The following is a 24,270-nucleotide window of genomic DNA, read 5'->3' on the forward strand; positions in this document are numbered from 1 at the left end:
TCTTGCCGTGGTCAACGTGACCGATCGTGCCGATGTTGACGTGAGGCTTGTTGCGCTCAAACTTGCTCTTTGCCATTGATGCTTCCTGTGATCAAAAAGATGATGGATCCGCGCGAGCGGATTTGGTGTCGCCGTTTAAGGCTTTCCCCAACGATGCGCAAGACATAATTACGGCGGCCGCGGGAACAAGAGGGGGCGTGAAAGAAGGTGTTGCCGCTGCGGCGAAAGCCGGGCGGCTGGGGATCTGTTGGAGCGGGTAGCGGGAATCGAACCCGCGTATTCAGCTTGGAAGGCTGCTGCTCTACCATTGAGCTATACCCGCGGGCGTGGTTCGGTCGTGACAGAATGGTGGAGGGAGTTGGATTTGAACCAACGTAGGCTGAGCCAACGGATTTACAGTCCGTCCCCTTTAACCACTCGGGCATCCCTCCAGTATTCCGTCTGGACCGAAGACCAAGCTTGTGAACCGCGTCGTTCGCTGCAGTCACGGCGGCGTATATGACGGCGAGTTCCGCTGCTGTCAACACGACTTGCCGCGAAAAATTGAGGAAAGTGAAATCCGCCCTGCAAGCCGTCGTCGACCTGCGTCGGGACTATGCCGGACGCTCGACGCCCGCTATAAGGCCGCATGACCAAGGACGACCAGAACGATAAATCCGCCCGCGACACGCATTACGCGACGCTGCGCCGCCAGGTGCGCGACGCCAAGCGCGAGAGGGGTGACATCCCGACACCGCAGGAGAAGCGGCGCAGGAGCGGTGGCGAGTGGACACCGCCGAAGCTGGCCCCGGAGCAGGTGTTCCTCTACGGGCTGCACACGGTGCGGGCTGCCATTGACAACCCGCAGCGCAAGCTCATCAAGCTTTCGGTGACACAGAACGCGCTTGCGCGGCTGGATATCGGCGAAGCAGGCGCCCTGAAGTTCCCGGTGGACATGGTTTCACCGCAGGACATCGACAAGGTGCTCGGCCCGGATGCCATCCACCAGGGGGTCATGCTGGAAACCCGGCCCTTGCCCGTGCGTCGGCTGGAGGGACTGAAGGAAAGCCCGCTTCTGCTGGTTCTCGACCAGGTGACCGACCCGCACAATGTCGGCGCCATCATGCGCTCGGCGGTCGCCTTCGGGGCCGGCGCAGTGATCACCACGCAACGCCATAGCCCGACCGAATCCGGCGTGCTCGCCAAATCGGCCTCAGGCGCGCTCGAGCTCATCCCCTATATCCAGGTGACCAACCTTGCCGATGCGCTGGGTGAGCTTCACCGTCTCGGCTTCCAGACGATCGGGCTGGATTCGGAGGGCCCCGCCCCTCTCGAAGGCACGTTCGATGCCGCCAAGGTGGCGCTGGTTCTCGGATCGGAAGGAAAGGGTCTGCGTCAGAAGACGCGGGAGACGGTGACGTCGCTTGCCCGCCTCGACATGCCGGGCGCCATCAAGTCGCTGAACGTCTCCAATGCCGCAGCGATCGCTCTCTACGCTGCGCGGCACCACCTGGCGAAGAACGCCGACTAAAAGCTGCGGCCTTCAAGGCCAGGGCGCTGGCACCCGCTCAGGCGTGATCCGGATGAAACTGCCGCAAACGTTCGGGTGCCACCGCCGGATGGCCGGCGCGCAGTTCGGTCGCGTATTGTATGGCGCTGATCAGTTCCAGATCGAAGAGTGGCTTCGAGATCACGCCGAGCGTGCCCGGCACGCCGCTTGCGAGCGCTTCCGGATTTGCGGTCATGAAGATCACCGTGACGCCGTTGGCAGCGAGTGCGCGGCCGACATCCGGACCGGTCGGACCGTCCTGAAGCTGGACGTCGACGAATGCGATATCGCAGTGCTTCTCGAAGCCGAGCGCGTCGGCACGATTCGCGGCAATGCCCGCAACCTCGTGACCGAGGGCGAGCACAGCTTCTTCAATATGCAGAGCGATCAGCAGCTGGTCTTCGACCACCAATATTCTGTAAGGCATGGCCCCCTCTTTTTGCCATTCCGTCCATAACGCCTACAGCAGCGTAAGGTTCCTCAACAGCGGCAACATCAACCTGTGTACCTGAAACGCCGTGACGCATGGCGCGAGGTTTCCATTCATCCTAAACAAGATGCGGTCCGCACGGTCTACATGGATGCGCCACGGGACCTTTTGCGACGGCGATCGCCCAATGACCGCCCAGCCCGTCGCGGCAGCTGTTAGTCTACGGCTAGGAGCTTCGGCCGCACTCCAAACGCCGGAGCATGTATCACATTGATACATCTTCTGCGATTATTAGCCCCTACTAACAAATATTGGTGATGTTGGCCAGCAGGCAAGGAACCTCGGCGCAGGCTCGTCATTCTGATTCGCGCATCACGTGCATCGAATGGAGGATCCCATGCTCAGACTGTCTATAGCATTGCTGGTCGGTACCTGTCTCATGGTGCCCATCGGTCAGCCTGCATTCGCCCAGAGCATCAGTGCCGGGCTTGGCGGCGAAAACGGCATCAACGCCAGCGTCGGCCTCGGTGGTGAGGGTGGTCTCGGCGTCGGTGCTGACGTCTCCGTTGGCGGCGCCGGCGGGGTGAATGCCGGCGCCGGCGCATCCGCGGGCGGTTCGAGCGGCGTCAGCGCCGGGCTCGGCGCTTCGGTCGGCGGTGCAAGCGGCGTCAATGCCGGGCTCGGCGCCTCCGTCGGCGGCGCCAACGGCATCGGCGCCGGTGTCGGTGCGTCGATCGGCGGCGACCGGGGTGTCAGTGCCGGCCTCGGTGCCGGCATCGGAGGCGGCAGCGGAGTGGACGTCGGTGTCGGCGTTGGCGTCGGTGGCACCAGCAGCCAGGGCAACGGCCCGGGCGGTGGCGGTTCAGGAGGTAGCGGCTCAGGCGGCACCAGCGGCGGCGGCTTTAGCGGCGGCGGCGTGAATGGGAGCAGCACGGGTTCTACCGGCTCCGGCAGCACCGGCGGCTCCCTGACACCGGAGCAGCGACGGGCCTTCAACGGCATGACGGCCGGTGAGCGTCGCGAGGTTCTGCGTCGCTGCAACTCCGTCGGCTCCGGCAGCTACGATCCGGCGCTCGTCAGCCTCTGCCGGCTGCTTCGCCTGTCGGCGTCGCGCTGATCCTGCCCAATCGGCGAACGCGGTCCTCCAGGGGCCGCGTTCGCCGAGAGCCTGCGGCGATCCCGCCTCGCCTGCTCCGCAGTGTCTTGTTCGCCCGAGCAACCGACCGACAAGGCCGACATATCTTGTCGAGACCGGAGCCCGTCGCTAATGTGTGCGCCTGACACTGGCAACCCGACATCCCTTGCGCGGTTCGGCCGACATGGGATCATCCGGCGATGGCAGCCTACCTTGCTCTGTTCACGGCAGCCTTCTTTGCCGCCACCATCTTCCCCGCGCAGTCCGAAGCCTTGCTGGCAGGCCTCATTCTCAGCGGCGACTATTCTATCGTCGGGCTGGTGGCGGTTGCGGGTCTCGGCAACACGCTCGGCGCCGTCGTCAACTGGTTCCTCGGCCGCGGTGTCGAATCGTTCAAGCACAAGCGCTGGTTTCCTGTCCGCCCGGACAAGCTCGCGAAAGCACAGGAATGGTACCGCCGCTATGGAAAGTGGTCGCTGCTGCTCAGCTGGCTGCCTATCTTCGGCGACGCCGTAACCGTTGCCGCCGGCGTGATGAGGGAGCCGCTGACCGTCTTCGTGCTGTTCGTCGGCATCGGCAAGACCATCCGCTACGTCGCGCTTGCCGCGGCGCTGACCGAATGGATGTGAGCAACAGGCATCACGCCGCATACGCGGCACAAAGGAACGGTGAGTGCTGGAAAAATGGTGCCCCCGCCAGGGTTCGAACCCGGGACCCCCTGATTACAAATCAGGTGCTCTACCAACTGAGCTACAAGGGCATCTTGATGCGGGAGTTAGCATATTCTCTCCGCCTGTAAAGCGAAAACTGCAGTCGGTCACGTCTGATAAGGCAGATCGCCAGGCGAGGCACCGGCCGGCGTTCGGTTCGGCAAGGCTTGTCGCGCAACCGGCTTTTCCTGTACCAAGGCATCAGCCGAAGGGGTTGCCGATGTCATTGAACAACTTGCGTCTTTCTTTCCTCGCCTCACCGGCCCCGGAAGCGCTGAGCGCGCTCGACGAGCTCGCGCGGATCTACGGAAATGTGGCGATCGAGGATGCGGATGTGATCATCGCGCTGGGTGGCGACGGGTTCATGCTGCAGACGCTGCACCAGACCATCAACAGCGGCAAACGCATCTACGGCATGAACTGCGGCTCCGTCGGCTTCCTGATGAACGATTTTTCGATCGACGGCATGCAGGAGCGCATCGCCAATGCCATCGAGAACCAGTTCCATCCATTGGAGATGACCACGCGCAATGCCGATGGCTCCTCTTCCGTGGCACTGGCGATCAACGAGGTCTATCTCTTCCGGCAGTCGTATCAGGCCGCCAAGCTACGCGTGACCATCGACGGGCATGTGCGGCTGGAAGAACTGATCTGCGACGGCCTGATGATCGCCACGCCGGTCGGATCGACGGCCTACAATCTCTCGGCACATGGCCCGATCCTGCCGCTCGAGGCGCCGCTCCTGGCGATGACACCGGTGAGCGCCTTCCGACCGCGTCGCTGGCGCGGCGCGCTGTTGTCCAACAAGGTGTGCGTGGAACTGGATATCCTCGAGCCGAACAAACGGCCGGTCAACGCGGTTGCCGACAACACCGAGGTGAAGAGCGTGCTGTCGGTGCGGATCGCCGAATCGACGGTGCGCACGGCGCGCATCCTGTCGGATCCCGACCACTCCTGGTCCGAACGGATCATCGCCGAACAGTTTTCCTACTGATCGAAGCAAAGCGGCCCGCCTTCGAGAAGAAGGCGGGCCGCTTTCAGAAGTGCTTGGAGCCTGAGGCTCAGTCGATGTCGGCAACCTCGCCGGCACCGCCGCTGATGCGATGGGCAAGTGCTGCTTCCATGAACTCGTTCAGTTCGCCATCCAGCACGTCGCCAGGCGCCGTGCTCTCAACGCCGGTGCGCAGGTCCTTCACGAGCTGGTAGGGCTGCAGCACGTAGGAACGGATCTGGTGACCCCAGCCGATATCGGTCTTCGACGCGGCTTCCGCGTTTGCCGCCTCCTCGCGCTTTTTCAGCTCGACCTCGTAAAGACGGGCACGCAGCATTTCCCAGGCCTTCGCCTTGTTCTTGTGCTGTGACCGCTCCTGCTGGCACGACACCGCGATGCCGCTCGGAATATGCGTGATACGCACGGCCGAGTCGGTGGTGTTGACGTGCTGTCCGCCGGCGCCGGACGACCGGTAGGTGTCGATGCGGCAATCGCTTTCGTTGATGTCGATCTGGATCGAATCGTCGACCACCGGGTAGACCCAGATGGACGAAAACGAGGTGTGACGGCGCGCATTGCTGTCGTAGGGCGAGATCCGCACGAGGCGGTGCACGCCCGATTCGGTCTTCAGCCAGCCATAGGCATTGTGGCCCTTGACGAGGATGGTCGCCGACTTGATGCCGGCTTCGTCGCCGTCATGCACTTCCAGAAGCTCGACCTTGAAGCCGGCGCGTTCCGCCCAGCGGGTATACATGCGCAGCAGCATGTTGGCCCAATCCTGGCTCTCGGTACCGCCGGCACCGGAATGGACTTCGACGTAGCTGTCATTGCCGTCGGCTTCGCCGGACAGCATGGCTTCCACCTGTCGACGGTTGGCCTCCGCCTTCAACGCCTTCAAGGCATCCTCGGCATCGCGCACGATGCCGTCGTCGCCCTCTTCCTCGCCAAGCTCGATCAGCTCGACATTATCCTTGAGCTGCTGCTCAAGCGCCTTCACGCCGCTGATGGAATCGTCGAGTTGCTGGCGCTCGCGCATCAGCTTCTGGGCTTCGGCCGCATCGTTCCAAAGGGTCGGATCTTCGGCCTTGTTGTTCAACCAGTCCAGTCGTCTTACCGCCTGATCCCAGTCAAAGATGCCTCCTCAGCAGGGTTATGGCCTGCTTGATTTCATCGATAATATTCAGGGTTTCGTTGCGCATCGTGTGATTACGGTCCTTTCGGGAAGATCGCGCCGTGCATAGTGGCAGGCTCAGGCGATGTAAAGCCCGACAGGCTGTTCGCCAGCCGGCCGGGCAGATCGCATCGCTAGAAGAGGCCACCGGAGCCGGAGGTCACGGCCTGCTGCGTCTGCGGCGAGGTCTTGAGGATTTCCTCGGGCGGCAACTGGCTGTCCATGCCGATGACGGCCAGCGTGTCGGCCGGGCCGGTGCCGGGCTTGAATGCCTCGACGATGGTGTCCGGCTCGCCCTCGTAGGCGGCCATGCCGGTCTTGCGGTTGACCGAGATGAACTGCATGCCGGCCGGCACCTGGAACTTGGTCGGCGGCGACATTTTCGCAGCCTTGGCGAGAAAATCACCGAAGATCGGCGCCGCGAGACCGCTGCCGGTTCCCGCCCGGCCGAGCGGCGCAGGCGTATCGAAGCCGACATAGAGGCCAGCCACCAGATCCGGCGTGAAGCCGACGAACCAGGCGTCCTTCTCGTCATTGGTGGTGCCGGTCTTGCCGGCAACCGGACGGTCCTTGACGGGGATCTTGCCGGCGGCGGTGCCGCGGGTCACGACACCTTCCATCATCGAGGTGATCTGGTAGGCGGTCATCGGGTCGAGGACCCGCTCGCGGTTATCGACCAGCGTCGGCTCGTCCTGGCCGGCCCAGCTGTTGAAGTTGCAGCCCTCGCAGGTGCGTTCCTCATGACGGAAGATGGTCTTGCCGTAGCGGTCCTGGATGCGGTCGATCAGCGTCGGCTTGATCTGCTGGCCACCATTGGCGATGACCGAATAGGCCGACACCATCCGCAGCACCGTGGTCTCGCCGGAGCCCAGCGACATCGCCAGCAGCGGCGGCATCTTGTCGTAGATGCCGAAGCGGTTGGCATATTCCGCGACAACCTCCATGCCCATGTCCTGCGCCAGGCGGACGGTCATCTGGTTGCGCGACTTTTCGATGCCGAGGCGCAGCGTCGAGGGTCCGGCAGAATCGCCGCCGTAGTTTTCCGGCCGCCAGACCTGGCCGCCCGACACCATCTCGATCGGCGCGTCAAGAATGACGGAGGCCGGAGTATAGCCGTTGTCGAGTGCTGCCGCATAGACGAAGGGCTTGAAGGAGGACCCCGGCTGGCGCATCGCCTGTGTCGCCCGATTGAATTCCGACTGACCAAAGGAGAAGCCGCCGACCATCGCCAGCACGCGGCCGGTGTGCGGGTCCATGACGACCATGCCACCCTGCACCTTCGGCGGCTGGCGCAGGCTGTAGCTGCCATCCTTGCCGTCGACCGGCTGGACGTAGACGACGTCACCCGGATTGAGCACGCCTTCCGGCGACCTTGCGGTCTTGCGCTCCCCCTTGGCGTCGCGGTAGGCCCACTTCATGTCCTCGGCCGAGATCTGGCCGCGCGTCCGGGTTTCCTCGACCTTGCCGCCGACCGTTGAAGGCTGCAGCCCGATATCGACACTCTTTGCCGAGACGTTCAGGATGACCGCGAGTTTCCATTCCGGCACGTCCCGAAGGGTCGGCAGCTTGGCGAGTTCCGGACCCCAGTCGCCTTCGACCGATACCTTGCCGAGAGCGCCGTGGAAGCCTCGACGCTGATCATACTCCTCGAGGCCCTTCTGCAGCGAGGCGCGCGCCATGACCTGGAGATCGGGATCGAGCGAGGTGCGAACCGACAGGCCACCGCCATAGAGCGCCTTGTCGCCGTATTTCTCGATAATCTGGCGGCGCACTTCCTCGGAGAAATATTCCGATGCGAAAAGCGACGACCCACCGCGGCGGATATTCACGCCGAGCGGCTGCTTCTTCGCCTCCTCGGCATCGCTGGCGGTGATGTAGCCGTCTTCGGCCATGCGGGTGATGACATAGTTGCGGCGGGTAAGGGCTGCCTCTTCATGGCGGAACGGATTATAGTTGGCCGGCCCCTTCGGCAGCCCGCCGAGGAAGGCGGCTTCGGCGATCGTCAGTTCGGTCACCGACTTGTCGAAATAGGTAAGTGCCGCGCCCGCGATGCCATAGGCGTTGAAGCCGAAGAAGATCTCGTTGAGATAGAGCTCGAGGATCTTGTCCTTGGAATAGGTCTGCTCGATGCGGAAGGAGAGGATCGCTTCCTTGACCTTGCGGTCGATCGTCTGGTCGGACGACAGAAGGAAGTTCTTCGCCACCTGCTGGGTGATCGTCGAAGCGCCTTCCGGACGCCGGCCGGAACCGATGTTCTGGACATTGTTGACGACGGCACGCGTCAGGCCCCAGAAGTCGATGCCCGGATGCGTGTAGAAGTTCTGGTCTTCGGCGGCGATGAACGCGGCCTTGACGCGGTCGGGAATGGCCTGGATCGGCAGGAACAGCCGCTTTTCGCGCGCATATTCCGCCATAAGCGCACCGTTTCCGGCGTGCACGCGGGTCGCGACCGGAGGCTCGTAGGACGCCAGAACCTCGTAGTTCGGCAGGTCTCTGGATACGCTGGCGAGATAAACAGCGACGACGGCGGCAACTGCGAAGAAGGCAACGCAGGCCAGTCCGAAGAAGTATCCAAGCAATCTGATCATTCGAAGCTACCGTTTCGTCGTGTCCGGCGCATCTCAGGCGCACCATCTCATGTTTTTAGGGCTTTTGCACGGGCGATCCGACAAGTGCAAGTCCGGCACATGTCCGGCGGCTCGGCCGGCCCAGTCGCGGCCCGTGAGTCGGCCGCTGTCTGCTGTCGTTCGAGTAAACCCTTGAATGTGAGTAAAATAGGGCCCCTCACCCAACAAACCCAGGGTAAGTTCTTGTATATGCCGCATCGCAGCGGCTTTCTCCGCCCGCTGTCGTTTTCAGGTCACGCTCGCCTCAGCCGCCACCAACGACGGTCTGCTGGCGATAGGCGGTGACGGCCTTGGCGATGAGGTCGGCAACCTTGCTCCGCCAGCCGGGCTCCAGCAGCAGCTTTTCGTCCTCCTCGTTGCTGAGGAAGCCGAGTTCGAGCAGGATCGAAGGAATATCCGGTGCACGCAGCACCTGGAAGCCTGCCGAGCGGTGCGGGTTGTTGATCAGCTCAATCTGCCCGTTGAAGGAATTCACGAGACGGCGGGCGAGCGAGATCGAGAAAGCCTGCGTCTCGCGCCTGGCAAGATCGAGAAGGATGTCGGCGATTTCGGGTGGACCGTTCTCGATGGCGTAGCCGGCCAGCTGGTCGGACAGGTTTTCGCGCGCCGCAAGGGCTGCGGCCATGCGGTCGGAAGCAGTATCCGACAGCGTGTAGACGGTCGCGCCGCGGATGCCCTTCTGACCCAACTGGTCGGCATGCAGGGAGATGAACAGGTCGGCCGCCCCCTGTCGCGCCAGCGTCACCCGCTGGGAGAGCGACAGGAAGGTATCGTTCTTGCGGGTGAGGAACGCCCTCACCCCAGGCTCGCGGTTCAACCGGTCGGTAAGATCCCGGGCGAAGGCGAGCGTGATCTCCTTCTCCGGTGTGCCCGACTTGCCGCCCACCGTCCCCGTATCGATCCCCCCGTGGCCGGCATCGACGGCGATGGTGAAAACCGCATCGGTTGCCGGATCCGGAGAGGCGGCGGAGGCGCCGACACCCGCCGTCGGATCGGACGTGGGCTCTGCCGAGGTCCAGCTCTGCGTTTTCACGAGTTCGGCCACTGCTTCGGCGGTGGACATCTCGGCATCCAAAACGAGACGGAAGCCATGCCCCTCGTTCTTCTGCACTTCGGCATTGACCAGCTTTACCGGTCTGTTCGGCGTGAAGACGATCCGCGCGCTGCCCTCGTCCATCGCCCCATAACGAATATCCTGGAACAGGCCGCGCGGCGCCAGATCATCGGCGGGGAAGCCGAAAGCCGTTGCAGGCAGGTCGATGACGATGCGCTCCGGCGCCGCAAGATAGTGGACGGAGAAGGACGGCTTGCCATCGAAGTCGATGACGACGCGGCTGCGCGCATCATCGCCGGCGATCCGCGCGCCGAAAGCAAGGAGCGCATCGCCACGGGTCTCCGCGGCAGGCACCCCGGTCGCTCCAAGCAGGAGGATCGCCAGCCAGGCAGCAATGAAGCGTAGGCAGGCGGCAAACGGTCCACGTGCCTGAAACAAACCAAGCCGCCTAGACTTGATGGTCGGCGAGAACCCCTCACCGCTCATCCTACGGTCGTACGTCTGTCGCATGCCCCCGCAATCCGTTCTGTGTCGCGCCGCCGACACGTCTGATTCTCGTTCTACACCATTGGCAGAATCGGGAGCAAATGCCGCCCTGCCGAATGGCTCGCCCGGCCGCCCGCCGGGTTTTGCGGGTTAAGGCCGCGAAATTGATCCACAATAAGGCAGAACCGGCTTTCCGCTTGCTATTGTTATGGATAAAACATACAAGGGTTATGAGGGTTTAAGTGTCGACGGGATAGTCTGTCGATAGGCTGCCAGCGTTTCAGTTCTGGCGCCGCGGACCGCAGACATCCGCCGTCTCTACACTTGGCTCGAAACACTATCCGATCCGGCGGTGGCCGGGACAGTACCGGATGGCTCGCCATCCACGCTCATCGGGAGCAAATTCATCGGGCCCCTGTCAGGGTCTATTGTATCGTCTTTCTCGTCTGGTCTTTGATGTTGCGGCACGGATTGCATATTACGGAAACGCTGAGCGGGCCCAAGGCTCCTTTCGGCGTCCGGCCGGTGCAGCCATCAAACACTCCAACGGGATCTTTCTTATCCGGCGCACCGGACGCGAACCACGATAAGCCTGTCCTCGTGACAGACCTCTCGGCGTATGCGATCCCGCGCCGAGGAGCAGATATTCAATGGCAGACAAAATGCTTATCGACGCGTCTCACGAAGAGGAGACGCGCGTTGTAGTCGTCCGGGGCAACCGGATTGAAGAATTCGACTTCGAGTCGGAACACAAGAAACAGATACGCGGCAATATCTACCTGGCGAAGGTGACCCGCGTCGAACCCTCGCTGCAGGCGGCGTTCGTCGATTACGGCGGCAACCGTCACGGCTTCCTGGCCTTCGCGGAAATCCACCCCGACTACTACCAGATCCCGCTCGCGGATCGGCAGGCGCTGATGCAGGCGGAAGCCGAAGACCAGCGTCGCCATGCGGACTTCGATTCGGAGCCGGCCGGCGATCCTCCCAAGGTCGAACGTCCGAATGCCAAGGTCGTCGCCCAGGTTGAGGCAGCCCTTGGAAGCGAAGAGCCCGTCGCAGCCGACGAGACCGCCGCCGATCAGCCTGAACAGGCTGCTGGCGCCGAGGTCGAGGCTGTCGCCGAAGACAAGCCCAAGGCAAAGCCGCGCCGCAGCCGCGCCCGCAAGAAGGTTGCAGAGCCGGCTGGCGACGAAGCGGCCGCCGCTGAGGCCTCCGAAGCCGGCGCCGAACATGCTGGCGAGACGCCCGCCGTTCAGGCAACCGATGCCGACGACGACAGCACGCCGGACACCATGGCGGCTATGGTCGAAACCGACTCCATCTCCGAGGAAGTCGTCGACCGTCGCAGCCGCGACGACGATGATGACGATGACGACCATCACGAGAAGGAAGAAATCGAATCCGTCGGCGCCGAAGACGCCATGGAAGAGGTTCCGGATCGCGTCTACCGCAAGCCCCGCAAGCAGTACCGCATCCAGGAAGTGATCAAGCGCCGGCAGATCCTGCTGGTCCAAGTCGCCAAGGAAGAACGCGGCAACAAGGGCGCAGCGCTCACCACCTATCTGTCGCTCGCCGGCCGCTATTCGGTCCTGATGCCAAACACGGCGCGTGGCGGCGGCATTTCCCGCAAGATCACCCAGCCGACGGACCGCAAGCGTCTGAAGGAAATCGCCCGCGAGCTTGAAGTTCCGCAGGGCATGGGCGTCATCCTGCGGACCGCCGGTGCCAACCGCACGCGCGTCGAGATCAAGCGCGACTTCGAATACCTGATGCGCCTGTGGGAAAACGTCCGCACGCTGACGCTGAATTCCATCGCGCCGTGCCTGGTCTACGAAGAAGGTTCGCTGATCAAGCGTTCGATCCGCGACCTCTACAACAAGGACATTTCCGAAGTCATCGTGTCCGGCGAAGAAGGCTATCGTGAAGCGAAAGACTTCATGAAGATGCTGATGCCGAGCCACGCGCGGGTTGTTCAGCCATACCGCGACATGCATCCGATCTTCGCACGGTCGGGCATCGAAGCGCAGCTCGACCGCATGCTGCAGCCGCAGGTAACGCTGAAGTCCGGCGGCTACCTGATCATCAACCAGACCGAAGCCCTGGTTGCCGTCGACGTCAACTCCGGCCGCTCGACGCGCGAGCATTCGATCGAGGACACCGCACTCCAGACCAATCTGGAAGCTGCAGAGGAAGTCGCACGCCAGCTGCGCCTGCGCGACCTCGCCGGCCTGATCGTCATCGACTTCATCGACATGGAAGAGAAGCGCAACAACCGCGCCGTCGAAAAGAAGCTCAAGGATTGCCTGAAGAACGACCGCGCCCGCATCCAGGTCGGCCGGATCTCGCATTTCGGCCTGCTGGAGATGTCGCGTCAGCGCATCCGCGCCAGCGTTCTTGAATCGACGACCCAGATATGCTCGCATTGCGGCGGCACCGGCCACGTCCGGTCGCAGTCGTCGGTCGCGCTCCATGTGCTGCGCGGCATCGAGGAGCACCTCCTCAAGAACACCACTCACGACATCACCGTGCGCACGACGCCGGATATCGCGCTCTACCTGCTCAACCAGAAGCGCGGCAGCGTTGTCGACTACGAGAACCGCTTCGGCGTGGCGATCTACATCGAATCGGACGCGACGATCGGCTCTGCCCATTTCGCCATCGATCGCGGCGAGCCTGTCGAGAACCCGGTCAAGATCGAAAGCCTGATGCAGTTCGCCGCCATCCCGGTCGAAGAGGACGACGACGATCTGGTGATCGAGGCCGACGAGGAAGAGATCGAAGAGGAAATCTCCGGCAGCGCTCCGGCGCCGCAGGAAGCGCGCAGCGGCGAAGACGACCAGAACGGCAAGAAGCGCAAGCGTCGCCGCCGTCGTCGCAACCGTGGCGAACGCAACGGCGACCAGCCGCAGAATGATGCAGCCGAACTGTCGGACGACGAAGACGACAGCGAAGGTGGCGAAGATGACGACGCCGGCGAGACGGACGAAGCCCGTGCCGAGGATGCCGTAGCGGACGGTGACGACAGCCAGCGCCGCAAGCGCCGCCGTCGCGGCAAGCGCGGCGGTCGTCGCAACCGCCAGGAAGACGAGGCAAACGGCTCGGATGAAGGCGATGGCAACGCAGCGGTGTCCGCAGACGAAGCGGAAGGCACCGATCCGGTGGTTGCCGCGGAATCGGTTGCTGCCGAGACTGTAGCGGAGCGCCCGCCGGAAGCTCCCGAAGTCGCTTCGGATGCAAAGCCTGCAAGGCCGCGCCGGACCCGCAAGGCCAAGGCAAGCACGGTTGACGCCGAAGAAGTGGCTGCCGAGACGATCGAGACCCCGGCCATCGAGCCGCAGGCAAGCCCTGCTGCAGAAGCTGAGGCTCCGGTCGCGACGCCGGAAGAGGCTGCCGCAGAGCCTGCCGAACCGGTCAGCGCCGCTGCTGCCGAGCCGGAGGTCCCGGCAGAGGTTGAGGCGCAGCCGGAAGCCGCAGCATCTGCGCCGGAAGGCGATGCCGAGGACACGGCTGAAGACAAGAAGGTGCGGACCAATCGCGCCTCCAATATCAGCTCCTCGGAGCCGGTCGTGAAGTCGAATGCGCCTGCCGCAGATGACACCGCCGATGCCGGCAAGCCGAAGAAAGCCGGCTGGTGGCAGCGCCGCGGCTTTCTCTGAGAAGCCTTAGATCTGATCTATCTGTCGACGGCCGCAGAAATGCGGCCGTCTTCATTTGCCCCGCCATCTTCGTCCAGTGTCTCGCCGGGCGACGGAACGACCGGGCGCGACAGACGGGCCGAAACGCAGACGTGAGTTTGAGCGCGGCGCATTTGCCCTCTATGGTGCAACCCAAATCAGCTATCGAAGCATGCGCCCGGACCGGGTCCGAGAGCAGCATCAACCAATCGATGAGGAAAGACATGACGCCCGTCACCAAGATCGTTGCCGCCGTACTGATGACCGGCATCTCCTGCCTGCCCTTCGCTGGCAGCGCCGCGGCACTCGATGACCAGCAGAAGAAGGAAATCGGTGCGTTCGTGCGGGAATACCTGATCGAGAACCCGGAGATCATGCTGGAGGTTCAGGACGCACTGGAGAAGAAGCAGCAGCAGATGCGCGTCGCCCAGTCGTCGACCGGTATCGCCTCGAACAAGGACGCGATCTTCTCGTCGGCAAGCGATATCACGCTCGGCAATCCGAAGGGCGATGTCACCATCGTCGAGTTCTTTGACTACAACTGCGGCTACTGCAAGCACGCGCTGTCCGACATGGAGACTGTCCTTTCAGCCGACAAGAACGTCCGTTTCGTGCTGAAGGAATTCCCCATTCTCGGGCCGGATTCGATGGCGGCGCACCGGGTGGCCAATGCGGTCAGGCTGATTGCGCCCGAAAAGTACCCTGAGTTTCACCGGGGCCTGCTGGGCGGCCAGACACGCGCGACGGAAGACACGGCAATCGAGGTCGCCACCGGCCTGGGGATCTCGGAAGCCGCCATCCGCGCGTCGATGGAGAAGAACCCCAACGAGCCGCAGGTTCGCGCAACCTATGAACTTGCCAATGCGCTCGGCGTCACCGGTACGCCCTTCTACGTCGTCGGCGAAGAGGCTCTGTTCGGCGCAGTCGGACAGCAGCAACTGGCAGAAAAGATCGCCAACATGCGCGTCTGCGGCAAGGCGACCTGCTGACGGACTGCCCTCCTGTTCTTGCACATCCCCCGGTTATGCACGGCTTTCACAGCCGGGGGCTTTTCCTTGAGGCTGTGCCGGTCTATAGGTGGCCCTGATTTTTCTGACGGGTAATCCATGAGCAAGACCATCTTTGTCCTCAACGGGCCTAACCTCAACCTGCTTGGCAAGCGAGAGCCGGGCATCTACGGCGGCAAGACCCTCAAGGACATCGAGAACGACTGCATCGAGACGGGCGAAAGCCTGGGGTTTACTGTCGAATGCTTCCAGAGCAACCACGAGGGCGTGCTCGTCGACCGGCTGCAGGAGGCCGGTGAGCGCGCCACGGGCGTGATTATCAATCCGGGCGCCTATGGCCATACGTCGATCGCCCTGCACGACGCGATCCGCGCCATCGCCGTGCCCGTGGTGGAAGTCCATATTTCCAACATTCATGCGCGCGAAGAATTCCGGCACAAGTCGATGATTGCGCCGGCCGCCAAGGGCATGATTTGCGGATTGGGTCCCAAGGGCTACGTCCTTGCGCTACACGCGCTGCACGACATAACCAGCTAAGAACAACAGAACAGATAGGTTGACCATGTCTGAGAACAAAACCGGTATCGACAAGGGGTTGATCCGCGATCTGGCGAACATCCTCAATGATACCGACCTGACCGAGATCGAGGTCGAACAGGACGATGTCCGCATCCGCGTCTCCCGTACCATCACGGCTCCGCAATACGTCCAGGCCGCACCGCAGGCGATGACGTATGCTGCGCCGGCAGCAGCGGCTCCTGCAGCCCCGGCCGTTGAAGCCAAGAAGGACCGCAGCAACGCGCTTGCCGCACCGATGGTCGGCACTGCCTACCTGTCGCCTGCTCCGGGCGCGCGTCCCTTCATCGAAGTCGGCGCCACGGTCAAGGAAGGCCAGACGCTGCTCATCATCGAAGCGATGAAGACCATGAACCAGATCCCGGCACCGCGCTCCGGCAAGGTGACGGAAATCATCGTCGAAGACGGTCAGCCGGTTGAGTATGGCGAGCCGCTCGTTGTGATCGAGTAAGGCTTTGCCCATGATCTCCAAGATCCTCATCGCCAATCGCGGCGAAATCGCCCTGCGGGTGCTGCGCGCCTGCAAGGAGCTCGGTATCGCCACTGTTGCCGTTCATTCGACGGCTGACGCCGACGCCATGCATGTGCGGCTGGCCGACGAAAGCGTCTGCATCGGGCCGCCGCCTTCGCGCGACAGCTACCTCAACATCCACCAGATCGTTGCCGCCTGCGAAATCACCGGCGCCGATGCTGTGCATCCGGGTTATGGCTTCCTGTCGGAAAACGCCAAGTTCGCCGATATTCTCGATGCGCACGGCATCACCTTCATCGGCCCGACGGCGGAACACATCCGTCTGATGGGCGACAAGATCACCGCCAAGAAGACGGCGGTCGAGCTTGGCATCCCGGTCGTTCCGGGTTCGGACGGTGAAGTGCTGCCGGAGAACGCGCAGGAGATCGCCCGGCAGATCGGTTTCCCGGTCCTGATCAAGGCGACGGCCGGTGGCGGCGGTCGCGGCATGAAGGTGGCGAAGACCGAAGCAGACCTCGATGAGGCCGTCTCGACGGCACGTTCCGAGGCACTCGCAGCCTTCGGCAACGACGCCGTCTACATGGAAAAGTATCTCGGCAAGCCGCGGCACATCGAAGTGCAGGTCGTCGGCGACGGCGAAGGCAATGCCATCCATCTCGGCGAACGCGACTGCTCTCTGCAGCGCCGTCACCAGAAGGTCTGGGAAGAGGCAAACTCCCCTGCCCTCAACGTCGAGCAGCGGATGAAGATCGGCCAGATCTGCGCTGACGCAATGAAGAAGATGAAGTATCGCGGCGCCGGCACCGTGGAGTTCCTCTACGAGAACGGCGAGTTCTACTTCATCGAAATGAACACCCGCCTTCAGGTGGAGCATCCGATCACCGAAGCGATCACCGGCATTGACCTCGTGCACGAGCAGATCCGAGTCGCATCCGGCGCCGGTCTATCGGTCCAGCAGGAAGACATCGTGTTTTCCGGCCACGCGATCGAATGCCGCATCAATGCCGAGGATCCGCGGACCTTCGTCCCTTCGCCGGGCACGATCACGCACTTCCACGCGCCGGGCGGCCTCGGCGTACGCGTCGATTCGGGCGCCTATGCCGGCTACAAGATCCCGCCTTACTACGACAGCCTGATCGGCAAGCTGATCGTGCATGGACGCACCCGCGTCGAATGCATGATGCGGTTGCGCCGCGTCCTCGACGAGTTCGTCGTCGACGGCATCAAGACAACGCTGCCGCTGTTCCAGGATCTGGTCTCCAACCAGGACATCGCCAACGGAGATTACGACATCCACTGGCTGGAAAAGTATCTGGCCGGTGACAAGGTCGAAGGATAGCAATGGCTGGGCGGCGCGGCAGATACTATCCCGCCATTACTCCGGATGTTCTGCTGCGCGCCTATTCCATAGGCCTGTTCCCGATGGCCGATTCGGCCGACGATCCGGAGATATTCTGGGTCGAACCTGAAGTCAGGGGCATCCTGCCCCTCGACGCCTTCCACGCCTCGCGCAGCCTGCGCAAGGCGATGAAGCAGTCCTCTCTCGACATCCGGGTCAACACCGCATTCGAGGCCGTCATGGCCGGCTGTGCTCAGGAAGCGGACGACCGTCCCAGTACCTGGATCAATTCCACCATCCGCCAGCTCTATACCGACCTGCACCGCATGGGGCACGCTCACAGCGTCGAGGCCTTCGAAGGCGATGAACTCGTCGGCGGACTTTACGGGGTGTCGCTGGGTGCGGCCTTCTTCGGCGAGAGCATGTTCTCCAGGCGCACCAACGCTTCCAAGATCTGCCTCGTACACCTGGTGGAACGGTTGAACGCGCGCGCGTTCCGGCTGCTCGATACGCAGTTCACCACCGAACACCTGAAGACGTTCGGCGCCGTGGATGTGGCCAAGGACGATTACCTGAAGCTGCTGCGCGCGGCGATCGAATCGCCGCACCTGCCCTTTTCTGGCGAAGACTGAACGGTCGGCTATTTGCCCGCCGATGCCGGCGGGGGAACGTCGGACTGCTGCTTGCAGCCCGTCAGCCAGACGTCATAGATCGGGTGCTCGACAGCGTTGAGACCCGGGCTGTCGGCAAACATCCATCCGGTAAAGATGCGGCGGATCTTCCGATCGAGCGTGATCTCGTCAACCTCGATGAAGCCGTCAACCTTCTGCGCTTCGGTGTCGTCACGCGAGAAGCAGACCTTTGGCGTCACCTGAAGCGCGCCGTACTGGACGGTTTCGTTGACATAGACGTCGAACTTGGTGATGCGGCCGGTGATCTTGTCGATGCCGGAAAACTCCGCGACCGGATTCTCCAGCCGCGCAGCCTCTGCCTCTTCGACGAACGGCACCACCGTCGCAAGGAGCGAGAGCCCGTAGACGAGCGAGCGTAGGGAAGAGTGTCGCATCAGCCAATTCACCGTGAGCAAGAGCCAGTCCCGACCATGTGCCGGGACCAGACGCGTTAGGCCGCAAATGTGGCCTCAACGCGGAGGCGACATCAGCCGCCGGGGGTCCAGGCGTCATAGTCGCCGGTGACCCGCGGACGCTCACCCGTCGCCTCCAGCGAACCCTTCGGACGATAGGCCTGCGGCGTGCCGGTCATGTTGGGGCGATGCGACTTCTGCCACTCGCGCTCGACATAGGTTTCCTTCGACGGCGGAACGTCGGTGCGGTGGTGCATCCAGCCGTGCCAGCCGGCGGGAATGGCGGAGGCTTCCGCGTAGCCCTTGTAGATCACCCATCGGCGCGGCAGGCCATAGGAGCTCATCGGGCCTTCGAAATACACGTTGCCGAACTCGTCCTCACCGACGCGCGTGCCCTTGCGCCATGTGAAGAAGCGGGTGCCGAGCGTCTGGCCGTTCCACCAGGTGAAGATTTGAAGCAGCAGATTCTTCATTTTTTTCCAACGTCCTCGCGAGAGACAAGGAATGTTTCCCTGTCCCGCTTATGCAATCTCGGGCCCGCCTTGTCCAGCACTCGCAGGCCCGCCCATGACTATTTGAGCTTCATCTTGAAGCCGAGATGCGTGCGTCCAAAGCCGGCGCGGTCATAGAACCGATGAGCATCGACGCGTGCCGCATTGGAGGCCAACTGCAGCAGCCGGCAACCGCGGCGGCGGGCTTGGGCCTCTGCATGCTGCATCAACTGAGCGCCCACGCCACGGCCACGCATATCGGATCTTGTATGGACGGCCTCCACCTGGGCATCGACGGCTCCGCGGCCGCGCAGCGTGCGAAGCAGCGTCATCTGGTAGGTGGCGACAATCTCTCCGTCCAGTTCCGCGACGAACAACTGCTCGTTCGGTGACTGGTCGATGACGTGAAAGGCACGCAGATAGTCCTCGAAGGCCTCTTCATCGGTCGTATCGCCATGCGAGCCGATGACATCCTCGGCAAACAGCGCCACGAGTTGCCGCAGGTCACCCTCGCCTGCCCGCCGTATCACCAATCCCTCGACGCTCATCGCCATCCTCCCGGCTACTGCTCCAGCGGCTTTTCCATGATCACCGCCTCGATACCGCTGTCGGTGGTGGCGCAATTTTGCGTCCGGTCGACCTCGACGAAACCCAACCGGCTGTAGAACGACACGGCCCGTGTGTTCTTCGGTTCGACTTCAAGCCGCATGATCTCGGCATCCGGGAAACAGGTCTCCAGTTCGGCAAACAGGTCGCGACCGACGCCCTGCCCCTGGCAGGACGGCCGAACGTAAAGCTGGTGCAGCACGGCGGTCTTGGTCATCAGCGACGACATATCGGCATAGGCGACGCCGCCGAGGTTGCGGCCATCATCGGCGACGAGAAATTCCCCGTCGCGCTTGCCGATCCTCGCTTTGATGGCATCGGGCGTATGCAGTGCGGCGATCAGATCGTTGACCTTCGTCTCGCCGTAGAGGGTGTCATAGGTCGCATGCCAGGTTTCGATCAGCAGCGCACGGATGGCTTCGACATCCTGTTCGCCCGCAGTACGCACGAAAAACACCATGACTTTCTCCAGATCGCTGCCGCAGTGGCTGGACGGTATCCGGCCGGTCAAGACCGGATGCGAAGATCAATCCTCGATGCCGAGCTTGGCCTTGACCAGCGCCTGCACCGCCTGCGGGTTTGCCTTACCGCCCGTCGACTTCATCACCTGACCGACGAACCAGCCGGCGAGAGTAGGCTTGGCCAGAACCTTGGCGACCTGATCCGGGTTGGCGGCGATGATCTCGTCGACCGCCTTTTCGATGGCGCCGGTGTCGGTCACCTGCTTCATGCCCCGCATCTCGACGATCTCAGCGGGATCGCCACCTTCGGTGAAGACGATCTCGAACAGATCCTTGGCTATCTTGCCGGAGATTGTCTCGGCCTTGATGAGGTCGATGATGCCGCCGAGCTGAGCGGGTGAAACGGGAGTCTCTTCAATGCCTTTGCCGGCTTTGTTCAAGGCGCCCAGCAGGTCGTTGATGACCCAGTTCGCGGCGATCTTACCATCGCGGCCGGCAGCGACGGCCTCGAAATAGTCGGCGATCGCCTTTTCAGAAACCAGCACCGACGCGTCATAGACGGAAAGACCAAGCTCGCGCACGAAGCGGGCCTTCTTGTCATCGGGAAGTTCCGGAAGATCGACCTTCAGCGCCTCGACGAACGCGTCGTCGAATTCCAGCGGCAGTAGGTCCGGATCGGGGAAATACCGGTAGTCGTGCGCATCTTCCTTGGAGCGCATCGAGCGGGTCTCGCCCTTGTTCGGATCGAACAGACGGGTTTCCTGGTCGATGACGCCACCGTCCTCGATGATGGCGATCTGCCGGCGGGCTTCGTATTCGATTGCCTGGCCGATGAAGCGGATCGAGTTGACGTTCTTGATCTCGCAGCGCGTGCCGAACTCGCCGCCGGGCTTGCGGACGGACACGTTGACGTCGGCGCGCATCGAGCCTTCATCCATGTTGCCATCGCAGGTGCCGAGATAGCGGACAATCGACCGCAGCTTGGTCATGTAGGCCTTGGCTTCGTCGGACGAGCGCATGTCTGGCTTGGAGACGATCTCCATCAGCGCCACGCCGGAGCGGTTGAGGTCGACATAGGACATCGTCGGATGCTGGTCGTGCATCGACTTGCCGGCGTCCTGCTCCAGGTGCAGCCGTTCGATGCCGATCTCGATGTCTTCGAAGTTGCCCTGGCGGTCGGGGCCGAGCGAGATCACCAGCTTGCCTTCGCCGACGATCGGGTCCTTGAACTGCGAGATCTGATAGCCCTGCGGCAAGTCCGGATAGAAATAGTTCTTGCGGTCGAAGAGCGAGCGATTGTTGATCTGCGCCTTGAGGCCGAGCCCGGTGCGCACCGCCTGCCTGACGCACTCCTCGTTGATCACCGGCAGCATTCCGGGCATGGCGGCGTCAACGAGCGACACGTTCGAGTTCGGCGGCTTGCCGAATTCGGTGGAAGCGCCGGAGAAGAGCTTGGACTTCGACAGGACCTGGGCATGCACCTCCATGCCGATGATCACCTCCCAGTCACCGGTGGCACCGGCGATGAAGCGTTTCGGATCAGGGGTACGGACGTCGACTAGGGTCATCTGGATGGCTCTTCATGCAGTCTGTTTACGTGTTCGTCAGGTAGAACAAATGGTCGGCTCACGCAAGCTTTGCAGCGGCGGCGGGCCGGTCAGAACTCCCGGCCCTAGTCACCGCCTGGCGCCGCGACAAGCCAGCGGGAGAGCCCGACCGACTGAACGTCCTGATCGAGTTTCGGCGAATAGGAGATCGACAGCCAGTTGATCGCATAGCCGTTCTTCTCGAAGAAGGAGACGGCGTCGGAATTTTGTGCGTGCGTCTGCAGCCTGACGATATCCAGACCCTGATCGAGGATCTGCCGTTCGATGTCCCGCAACAGCGCCGTGCCCAATCCACGCCGCTGAAAGCCGGGGTCGATCCAGAAATCGGTGACCGTCTCATCGAGACCCTCGCGGGCAGCCCAGCCGGCGGCGACGCCATTCTCCTCGATGACGGTGATGGTGACCCACGAGTAACGGGTAAAATAGGCAAACGCGTCCAAGGCGTTGACGCGCAGATCCTCGCTGCCGCCGATCGGCCCCATCGCCTGCGCCCAGGCGCGCAGGCCGATCTCGGTCAGCAGGTCAGCCTCGCCTTCGCGAGCATTGCGGATGGTCGGCATCGTCTTCCCGCCGTTATATGTAGGATTGAACCACCGCGATGCCGGATTTCCAAGTGGAACTTCTCGGACAACGGATTAACCACCCGTCTCAGAACGCCGCTTTCGTGTCTCGCAGGGCTGTGCCCTCGGGCCCCGCAGACAGCTGAATTCGCTCTGTTGTACCGCAGTATGCTTGCGCACAGATGCGCCTGTAGCTACATTTGGCAATGCAGTTCGAGTGGGACGACGCAAAGAACCGGATCAATCTTGCCAAGCACGGTCTCTCGTTCGAGGAAGCCATGCTGATATTCAGCGGCCCTGTGCTGACGTCGCCGGATGATCGAATTGCCTATGGTGAGCGGCGATTTCTTACCATCGGAGCCCTTGAGGGTTTGATCGTCGTAGTCGCGGTTCATACGGACAGGGGTTCCATCACGCGCTTGATCTCCGCGCGTTTTGCCAACAGAAAAGAAAGACTGCGATATCATGCCCATCTCACAGCAGCGGCTGAAGACCATGGCAGCCCGAGCAGATGACGCGATCGATTACAGCGACATCCCGGAGCTCGACGAGCGATTTTTCGCGACCGCACAACTTATTCAACCGTCACAAAAGGCTCAGATCACGATGCGCTTGGACACCGATGTGCTGGAATGGTTCCGGTCGCAAGGTAAAGGCTATCAAACGCGAATGAATGCGGTCCTCAAAGCATACATGCTCAGTCAGTCGAAACGCTAAAGGAGCGCAAGACATCCAGCGACCGCCTTCCAGTGGCCGCCGCAGCACTCGGCTGCTACCACCAAGCCTTCGGGGTAAACTTTCCGGCCGCCTGCTCGATGACATGCGCGGTCTTGAACAGCGTTTCCTCTTCGAACGGCTTGCCGATCAGCTGGAGGCCGAGCGGCAGGCCCCTGCTGTCGAGACCGGCCGGCACCGACAGACCGGGAAGACCGGCCATGTTGACGGTGATGGTGAAGACGTCCTGCAGGTACATCTTGACCGGATCGGCCGCCAGTTCCTGGTCGCCAATGGCAAATGCCGAAGACGGCGTGATCGGCGCGAGGATAGCATCGACGCCGGCGTGGAAGGCATCCTCGAAGTCGCGCTTGATCAGCGTGCGAACCTTCTGCGCCTTCAGATAATAGGCATCGTAATAGCCGGCGGAGAGAACATAGGTGCCGACCATGATGCGCCGCTGGACCTCCTTACCGAAGCCGCTCGCACGGGTCTTCTCGTACATGTCAACGATGTCCTTGCCATCGACGCGCAGGCCGTAGCGGACGCCGTCATAGCGAGCAAGGTTCGACGAGGCTTCCGCCGGGGCGACGATGTAGTAGGCCGGCAGCGCGTACTTCGTATGCGGCAGCGAGATGTCGACGATCTCGGCACCGGCATCCTTCAGCCAGGCGATGCCATCGGCCCACAACGTCTCGATTTCTTCCGGCATGCCGTCGATGCGGTATTCCTTCGGAATGCCGATGCGCATGCCCTTCAGCGACTGCCCGAGCGAGGCTTCGTAATCCGGCACCGGCAGGTCGACGGACGTCGTGTCCTTGGCGTCGACGCTTGCCATCGACTTCAGGAGGATGGCGGCATCGCGCACGTCGCGGGCGATCGGGCCTGCCTGATCAAGCGACGACGCGTAGGCGACAATGCCCCAGCGCGAGCAGCGTCCATAGGTCGGCTTGATGCCGACGGTGCCCGTGAAAGCGGCCGGCTGGCGGATCGAGCCACCGGTATCGGTGGCCGTGGCACCGGCGCAGAGGCGCGCGGCAACGGCTGCCGCCGAACCGCCCGAGGAGCCGCCGGGTACGAGCTTCTCGTCAGAACCCTGGGCCTTCCACGGGTTGACCGCCGGTCCGTAGTAGGAGCTCTCGTTGGACGAGCCCATGGCGAATTCGTCCATGTTCAGCTTGCCGAGCATCACGGCGCCAGCGTCCCAGAGGTTCTGGGTAACCGTCGATTCGTACTTCGGGGTGAAGCCGTCGAGGATGTGGCTGCAGGCCTGGGTATGCACGTCGCGGGTGGCGAACAGGTCCTTGACGCCGAGCGGGATGCCCTCCAGGGCTCCGGCCTTGCCGTCGGCAAGACGCGCGTCGGAGGCCTTGGCCATGTCGCGCGCGCGGTCACCGGTCACTGCCACATAGGTGTTCAGCGCGCCGTTGGCGGCGTCGATGGCCGACAGGTAGCTTTCCGTCAGTTCGATGGCGGTGATCTCGCGCGACTTCAGCTTGTCGCGGGCTTCGGCAATGGTCAGGCTGGTCAGTTCGGTCATGATCTTT

General features: G+C 62.7%; 22 protein-coding genes, 3 tRNA genes and 2 pseudogenes. 12 read left to right on the top strand and 15 right to left on the bottom strand.

What is annotated here, in order from left to right; all coding sequences use genetic code 11:
• From AAIH46_RS07040 to AAIH46_RS07050, 3 genes and pseudogenes are all read right to left on the bottom strand, one after another.
• Positions 1-76: pseudogene (locus tag AAIH46_RS07040) on the bottom strand (GTP-binding protein); the annotation flags it as partial.
• A gap of 172 nt (positions 77-248) precedes the next feature.
• Positions 249-322: transfer RNA gene (locus AAIH46_RS07045), tRNA-Gly, on the bottom strand.
• A 24-nt stretch (positions 323-346) separates the two neighbouring features.
• A tRNA-Tyr gene (locus tag AAIH46_RS07050) sits at positions 347-431 on the bottom strand.
• A gap of 197 nt (positions 432-628) precedes the next feature.
• On the opposite strand from AAIH46_RS07050, the gene rlmB reads away from it, so the two are divergent.
• Entirely contained in the window at positions 629-1,510 is an 882-nt protein-coding gene (rlmB, locus tag AAIH46_RS07055) for a 23S rRNA (guanosine(2251)-2'-O)-methyltransferase RlmB (protein ID WP_430305037.1), read from the top strand.
• A gap of 37 nt (positions 1,511-1,547) precedes the next feature.
• On the opposite strand, the pseudogene AAIH46_RS07060 reads toward rlmB, so the two are convergent.
• Positions 1,548-1,964: pseudogene (locus AAIH46_RS07060) on the bottom strand (response regulator); the annotation flags it as partial.
• A 391-nt stretch (positions 1,965-2,355) separates the two neighbouring features.
• Between AAIH46_RS07060 and AAIH46_RS07065 the strand changes: the two are divergent.
• A complete protein-coding gene (locus tag AAIH46_RS07065; protein WP_430305038.1) occupies positions 2,356-3,075 on the top strand; it encodes a hypothetical protein in 720 nt (239 codons plus the stop codon).
• A gap of 218 nt (positions 3,076-3,293) precedes the next feature.
• On the top strand, positions 3,294-3,722 hold the full coding sequence (locus AAIH46_RS07070; protein ID WP_430305039.1) for a YqaA family protein: 429 nt from the start codon (positions 3,294-3,296) through the stop codon (positions 3,720-3,722).
• Positions 3,723-3,777: 55 nt separating this feature from the next.
• Here AAIH46_RS07070 and AAIH46_RS07075 read toward each other — a convergent pair.
• Positions 3,778-3,853: transfer RNA gene (locus tag AAIH46_RS07075), tRNA-Thr, on the bottom strand.
• A gap of 170 nt (positions 3,854-4,023) precedes the next feature.
• Here AAIH46_RS07075 and AAIH46_RS07080 point away from each other — a divergent pair.
• Positions 4,024-4,797, top strand: a complete 774-nt coding sequence (locus AAIH46_RS07080; protein WP_430305040.1) for an NAD kinase — start codon at positions 4,024-4,026, stop codon at positions 4,795-4,797.
• A gap of 67 nt (positions 4,798-4,864) precedes the next feature.
• On the opposite strand, the gene prfB is transcribed toward AAIH46_RS07080, so the two are convergent.
• From prfB to AAIH46_RS07095, 3 genes are all read right to left on the bottom strand, one after another.
• A protein-coding gene (gene prfB, locus AAIH46_RS07085; RefSeq protein ID WP_430305041.1) for a peptide chain release factor 2 occupies positions 4,865-5,993 on the bottom strand; the annotation gives its coding sequence in 2 pieces (ribosomal slippage) (positions 4,865-5,923 and positions 5,925-5,993; 1,128 coding nt in all).
• A gap of 106 nt (positions 5,994-6,099) precedes the next feature.
• A complete protein-coding gene (locus tag AAIH46_RS07090; RefSeq protein ID WP_430305042.1) occupies positions 6,100-8,553 on the bottom strand; it encodes a penicillin-binding protein 1A in 2,454 nt (817 codons plus the stop codon).
• Between the two features lie 283 nt (positions 8,554-8,836).
• Positions 8,837-10,084: an N-acetylmuramoyl-L-alanine amidase gene (locus tag AAIH46_RS07095; RefSeq protein WP_430305044.1), complete on the bottom strand. Its 1,248-nt coding sequence runs from the start codon at positions 10,082-10,084 to the stop codon at positions 8,837-8,839.
• Between the two features lie 698 nt (positions 10,085-10,782).
• Here AAIH46_RS07095 and AAIH46_RS07100 point away from each other — a divergent pair.
• The 6 genes from AAIH46_RS07100 (at position 10,783) to aat (ending at position 17,832) form a co-directional block, all read left to right on the top strand.
• Positions 10,783-13,788, top strand: coding sequence for an Rne/Rng family ribonuclease (locus AAIH46_RS07100; protein WP_430305045.1), 3,006 nt, complete (start codon positions 10,783-10,785; stop codon positions 13,786-13,788).
• A gap of 242 nt (positions 13,789-14,030) precedes the next feature.
• The gene (locus AAIH46_RS07105; RefSeq protein ID WP_430305046.1) at positions 14,031-14,795 is read left to right on the top strand and encodes a DsbA family protein; all 765 of its coding nucleotides are present in this window, start codon (positions 14,031-14,033) and stop codon (positions 14,793-14,795) included.
• A 117-nt stretch (positions 14,796-14,912) separates the two neighbouring features.
• On the top strand, positions 14,913-15,350 hold the full coding sequence (gene aroQ, locus AAIH46_RS07110; RefSeq protein ID WP_430305047.1) for a type II 3-dehydroquinate dehydratase: 438 nt from the start codon (positions 14,913-14,915) through the stop codon (positions 15,348-15,350).
• Positions 15,351-15,375: 25 nt separating this feature from the next.
• Complete coding sequence (gene accB / locus AAIH46_RS07115) at positions 15,376-15,840, top strand: acetyl-CoA carboxylase biotin carboxyl carrier protein (RefSeq protein WP_430305048.1); 465 nt, start codon at positions 15,376-15,378, stop codon at positions 15,838-15,840.
• 10 nt (positions 15,841-15,850) lie between these two features.
• Positions 15,851-17,200 carry an acetyl-CoA carboxylase biotin carboxylase subunit gene (accC, locus tag AAIH46_RS07120; RefSeq protein WP_430305049.1) on the top strand — a complete coding sequence of 450 codons (1,350 nt, stop codon included), beginning with the start codon at positions 15,851-15,853 and terminating at the stop codon, positions 17,198-17,200.
• Between the two features lie 2 nt (positions 17,201-17,202).
• Complete coding sequence (gene aat / locus AAIH46_RS07125) at positions 17,203-17,832, top strand: leucyl/phenylalanyl-tRNA--protein transferase (protein WP_430305050.1); 630 nt, start codon at positions 17,203-17,205, stop codon at positions 17,830-17,832.
• 8 nt (positions 17,833-17,840) lie between these two features.
• Here aat and AAIH46_RS07130 read toward each other — a convergent pair whose 3' ends face one another.
• The 6 genes from AAIH46_RS07130 to AAIH46_RS07155 form a co-directional block, all read right to left on the bottom strand.
• A complete protein-coding gene (locus tag AAIH46_RS07130) occupies positions 17,841-18,266 on the bottom strand; it encodes a DUF2155 domain-containing protein (protein WP_430305051.1) in 426 nt (141 codons plus the stop codon).
• 92 nt (positions 18,267-18,358) lie between these two features.
• A complete protein-coding gene (locus AAIH46_RS07135; protein WP_430305052.1) occupies positions 18,359-18,757 on the bottom strand; it encodes an NADH:ubiquinone oxidoreductase subunit NDUFA12 in 399 nt (132 codons plus the stop codon).
• Between the two features lie 98 nt (positions 18,758-18,855).
• A complete protein-coding gene (locus AAIH46_RS07140; protein ID WP_430305054.1) occupies positions 18,856-19,329 on the bottom strand; it encodes an N-acetyltransferase family protein in 474 nt (157 codons plus the stop codon).
• An 8-nt stretch (positions 19,330-19,337) separates the two neighbouring features.
• Positions 19,338-19,838, bottom strand: coding sequence for an N-acetyltransferase family protein (locus AAIH46_RS07145; RefSeq protein WP_430306510.1), 501 nt, complete (start codon positions 19,836-19,838; stop codon positions 19,338-19,340).
• A gap of 69 nt (positions 19,839-19,907) precedes the next feature.
• Positions 19,908-21,410 (bottom strand): Asp-tRNA(Asn)/Glu-tRNA(Gln) amidotransferase subunit GatB, encoded by a 1,503-nt coding sequence (gene gatB / locus AAIH46_RS07150; RefSeq protein ID WP_430305056.1) that lies wholly within the window; start codon positions 21,408-21,410, stop codon positions 19,908-19,910.
• Between the two features lie 104 nt (positions 21,411-21,514).
• Positions 21,515-22,009, bottom strand: a complete 495-nt coding sequence (locus tag AAIH46_RS07155) for a GNAT family N-acetyltransferase (RefSeq protein ID WP_430305057.1) — start codon at positions 22,007-22,009, stop codon at positions 21,515-21,517.
• 278 nt (positions 22,010-22,287) lie between these two features.
• On the opposite strand from AAIH46_RS07155, the gene AAIH46_RS07160 reads away from it, so the two are divergent.
• Positions 22,288-22,524: a BrnT family toxin gene (locus tag AAIH46_RS07160; RefSeq protein WP_430306511.1), complete on the top strand. Its 237-nt coding sequence runs from the start codon at positions 22,288-22,290 to the stop codon at positions 22,522-22,524.
• On the top strand, positions 22,475-22,726 hold the full coding sequence (locus AAIH46_RS07165; protein ID WP_430305058.1) for a BrnA antitoxin family protein: 252 nt from the start codon (positions 22,475-22,477) through the stop codon (positions 22,724-22,726). The genes AAIH46_RS07160 and AAIH46_RS07165 overlap by 50 nt, the downstream gene beginning before the upstream one ends.
• Positions 22,727-22,781: 55 nt before the next feature.
• Here the strand turns inward: AAIH46_RS07165 and gatA are convergent, their stop codons facing one another.
• On the bottom strand, positions 22,782-24,263 hold the full coding sequence (gene gatA, locus AAIH46_RS07170) for an Asp-tRNA(Asn)/Glu-tRNA(Gln) amidotransferase subunit GatA (protein ID WP_430305059.1): 1,482 nt from the start codon (positions 24,261-24,263) through the stop codon (positions 22,782-22,784).
• Between the last annotated feature and the right edge of the window lie 7 nt (positions 24,264-24,270).

Source organism: Rhizobium sp. 0TCS1.26, assembly GCF_050455525.1.
Classification (GTDB): domain Bacteria; phylum Pseudomonadota; class Alphaproteobacteria; order Rhizobiales; family Rhizobiaceae; genus Neorhizobium.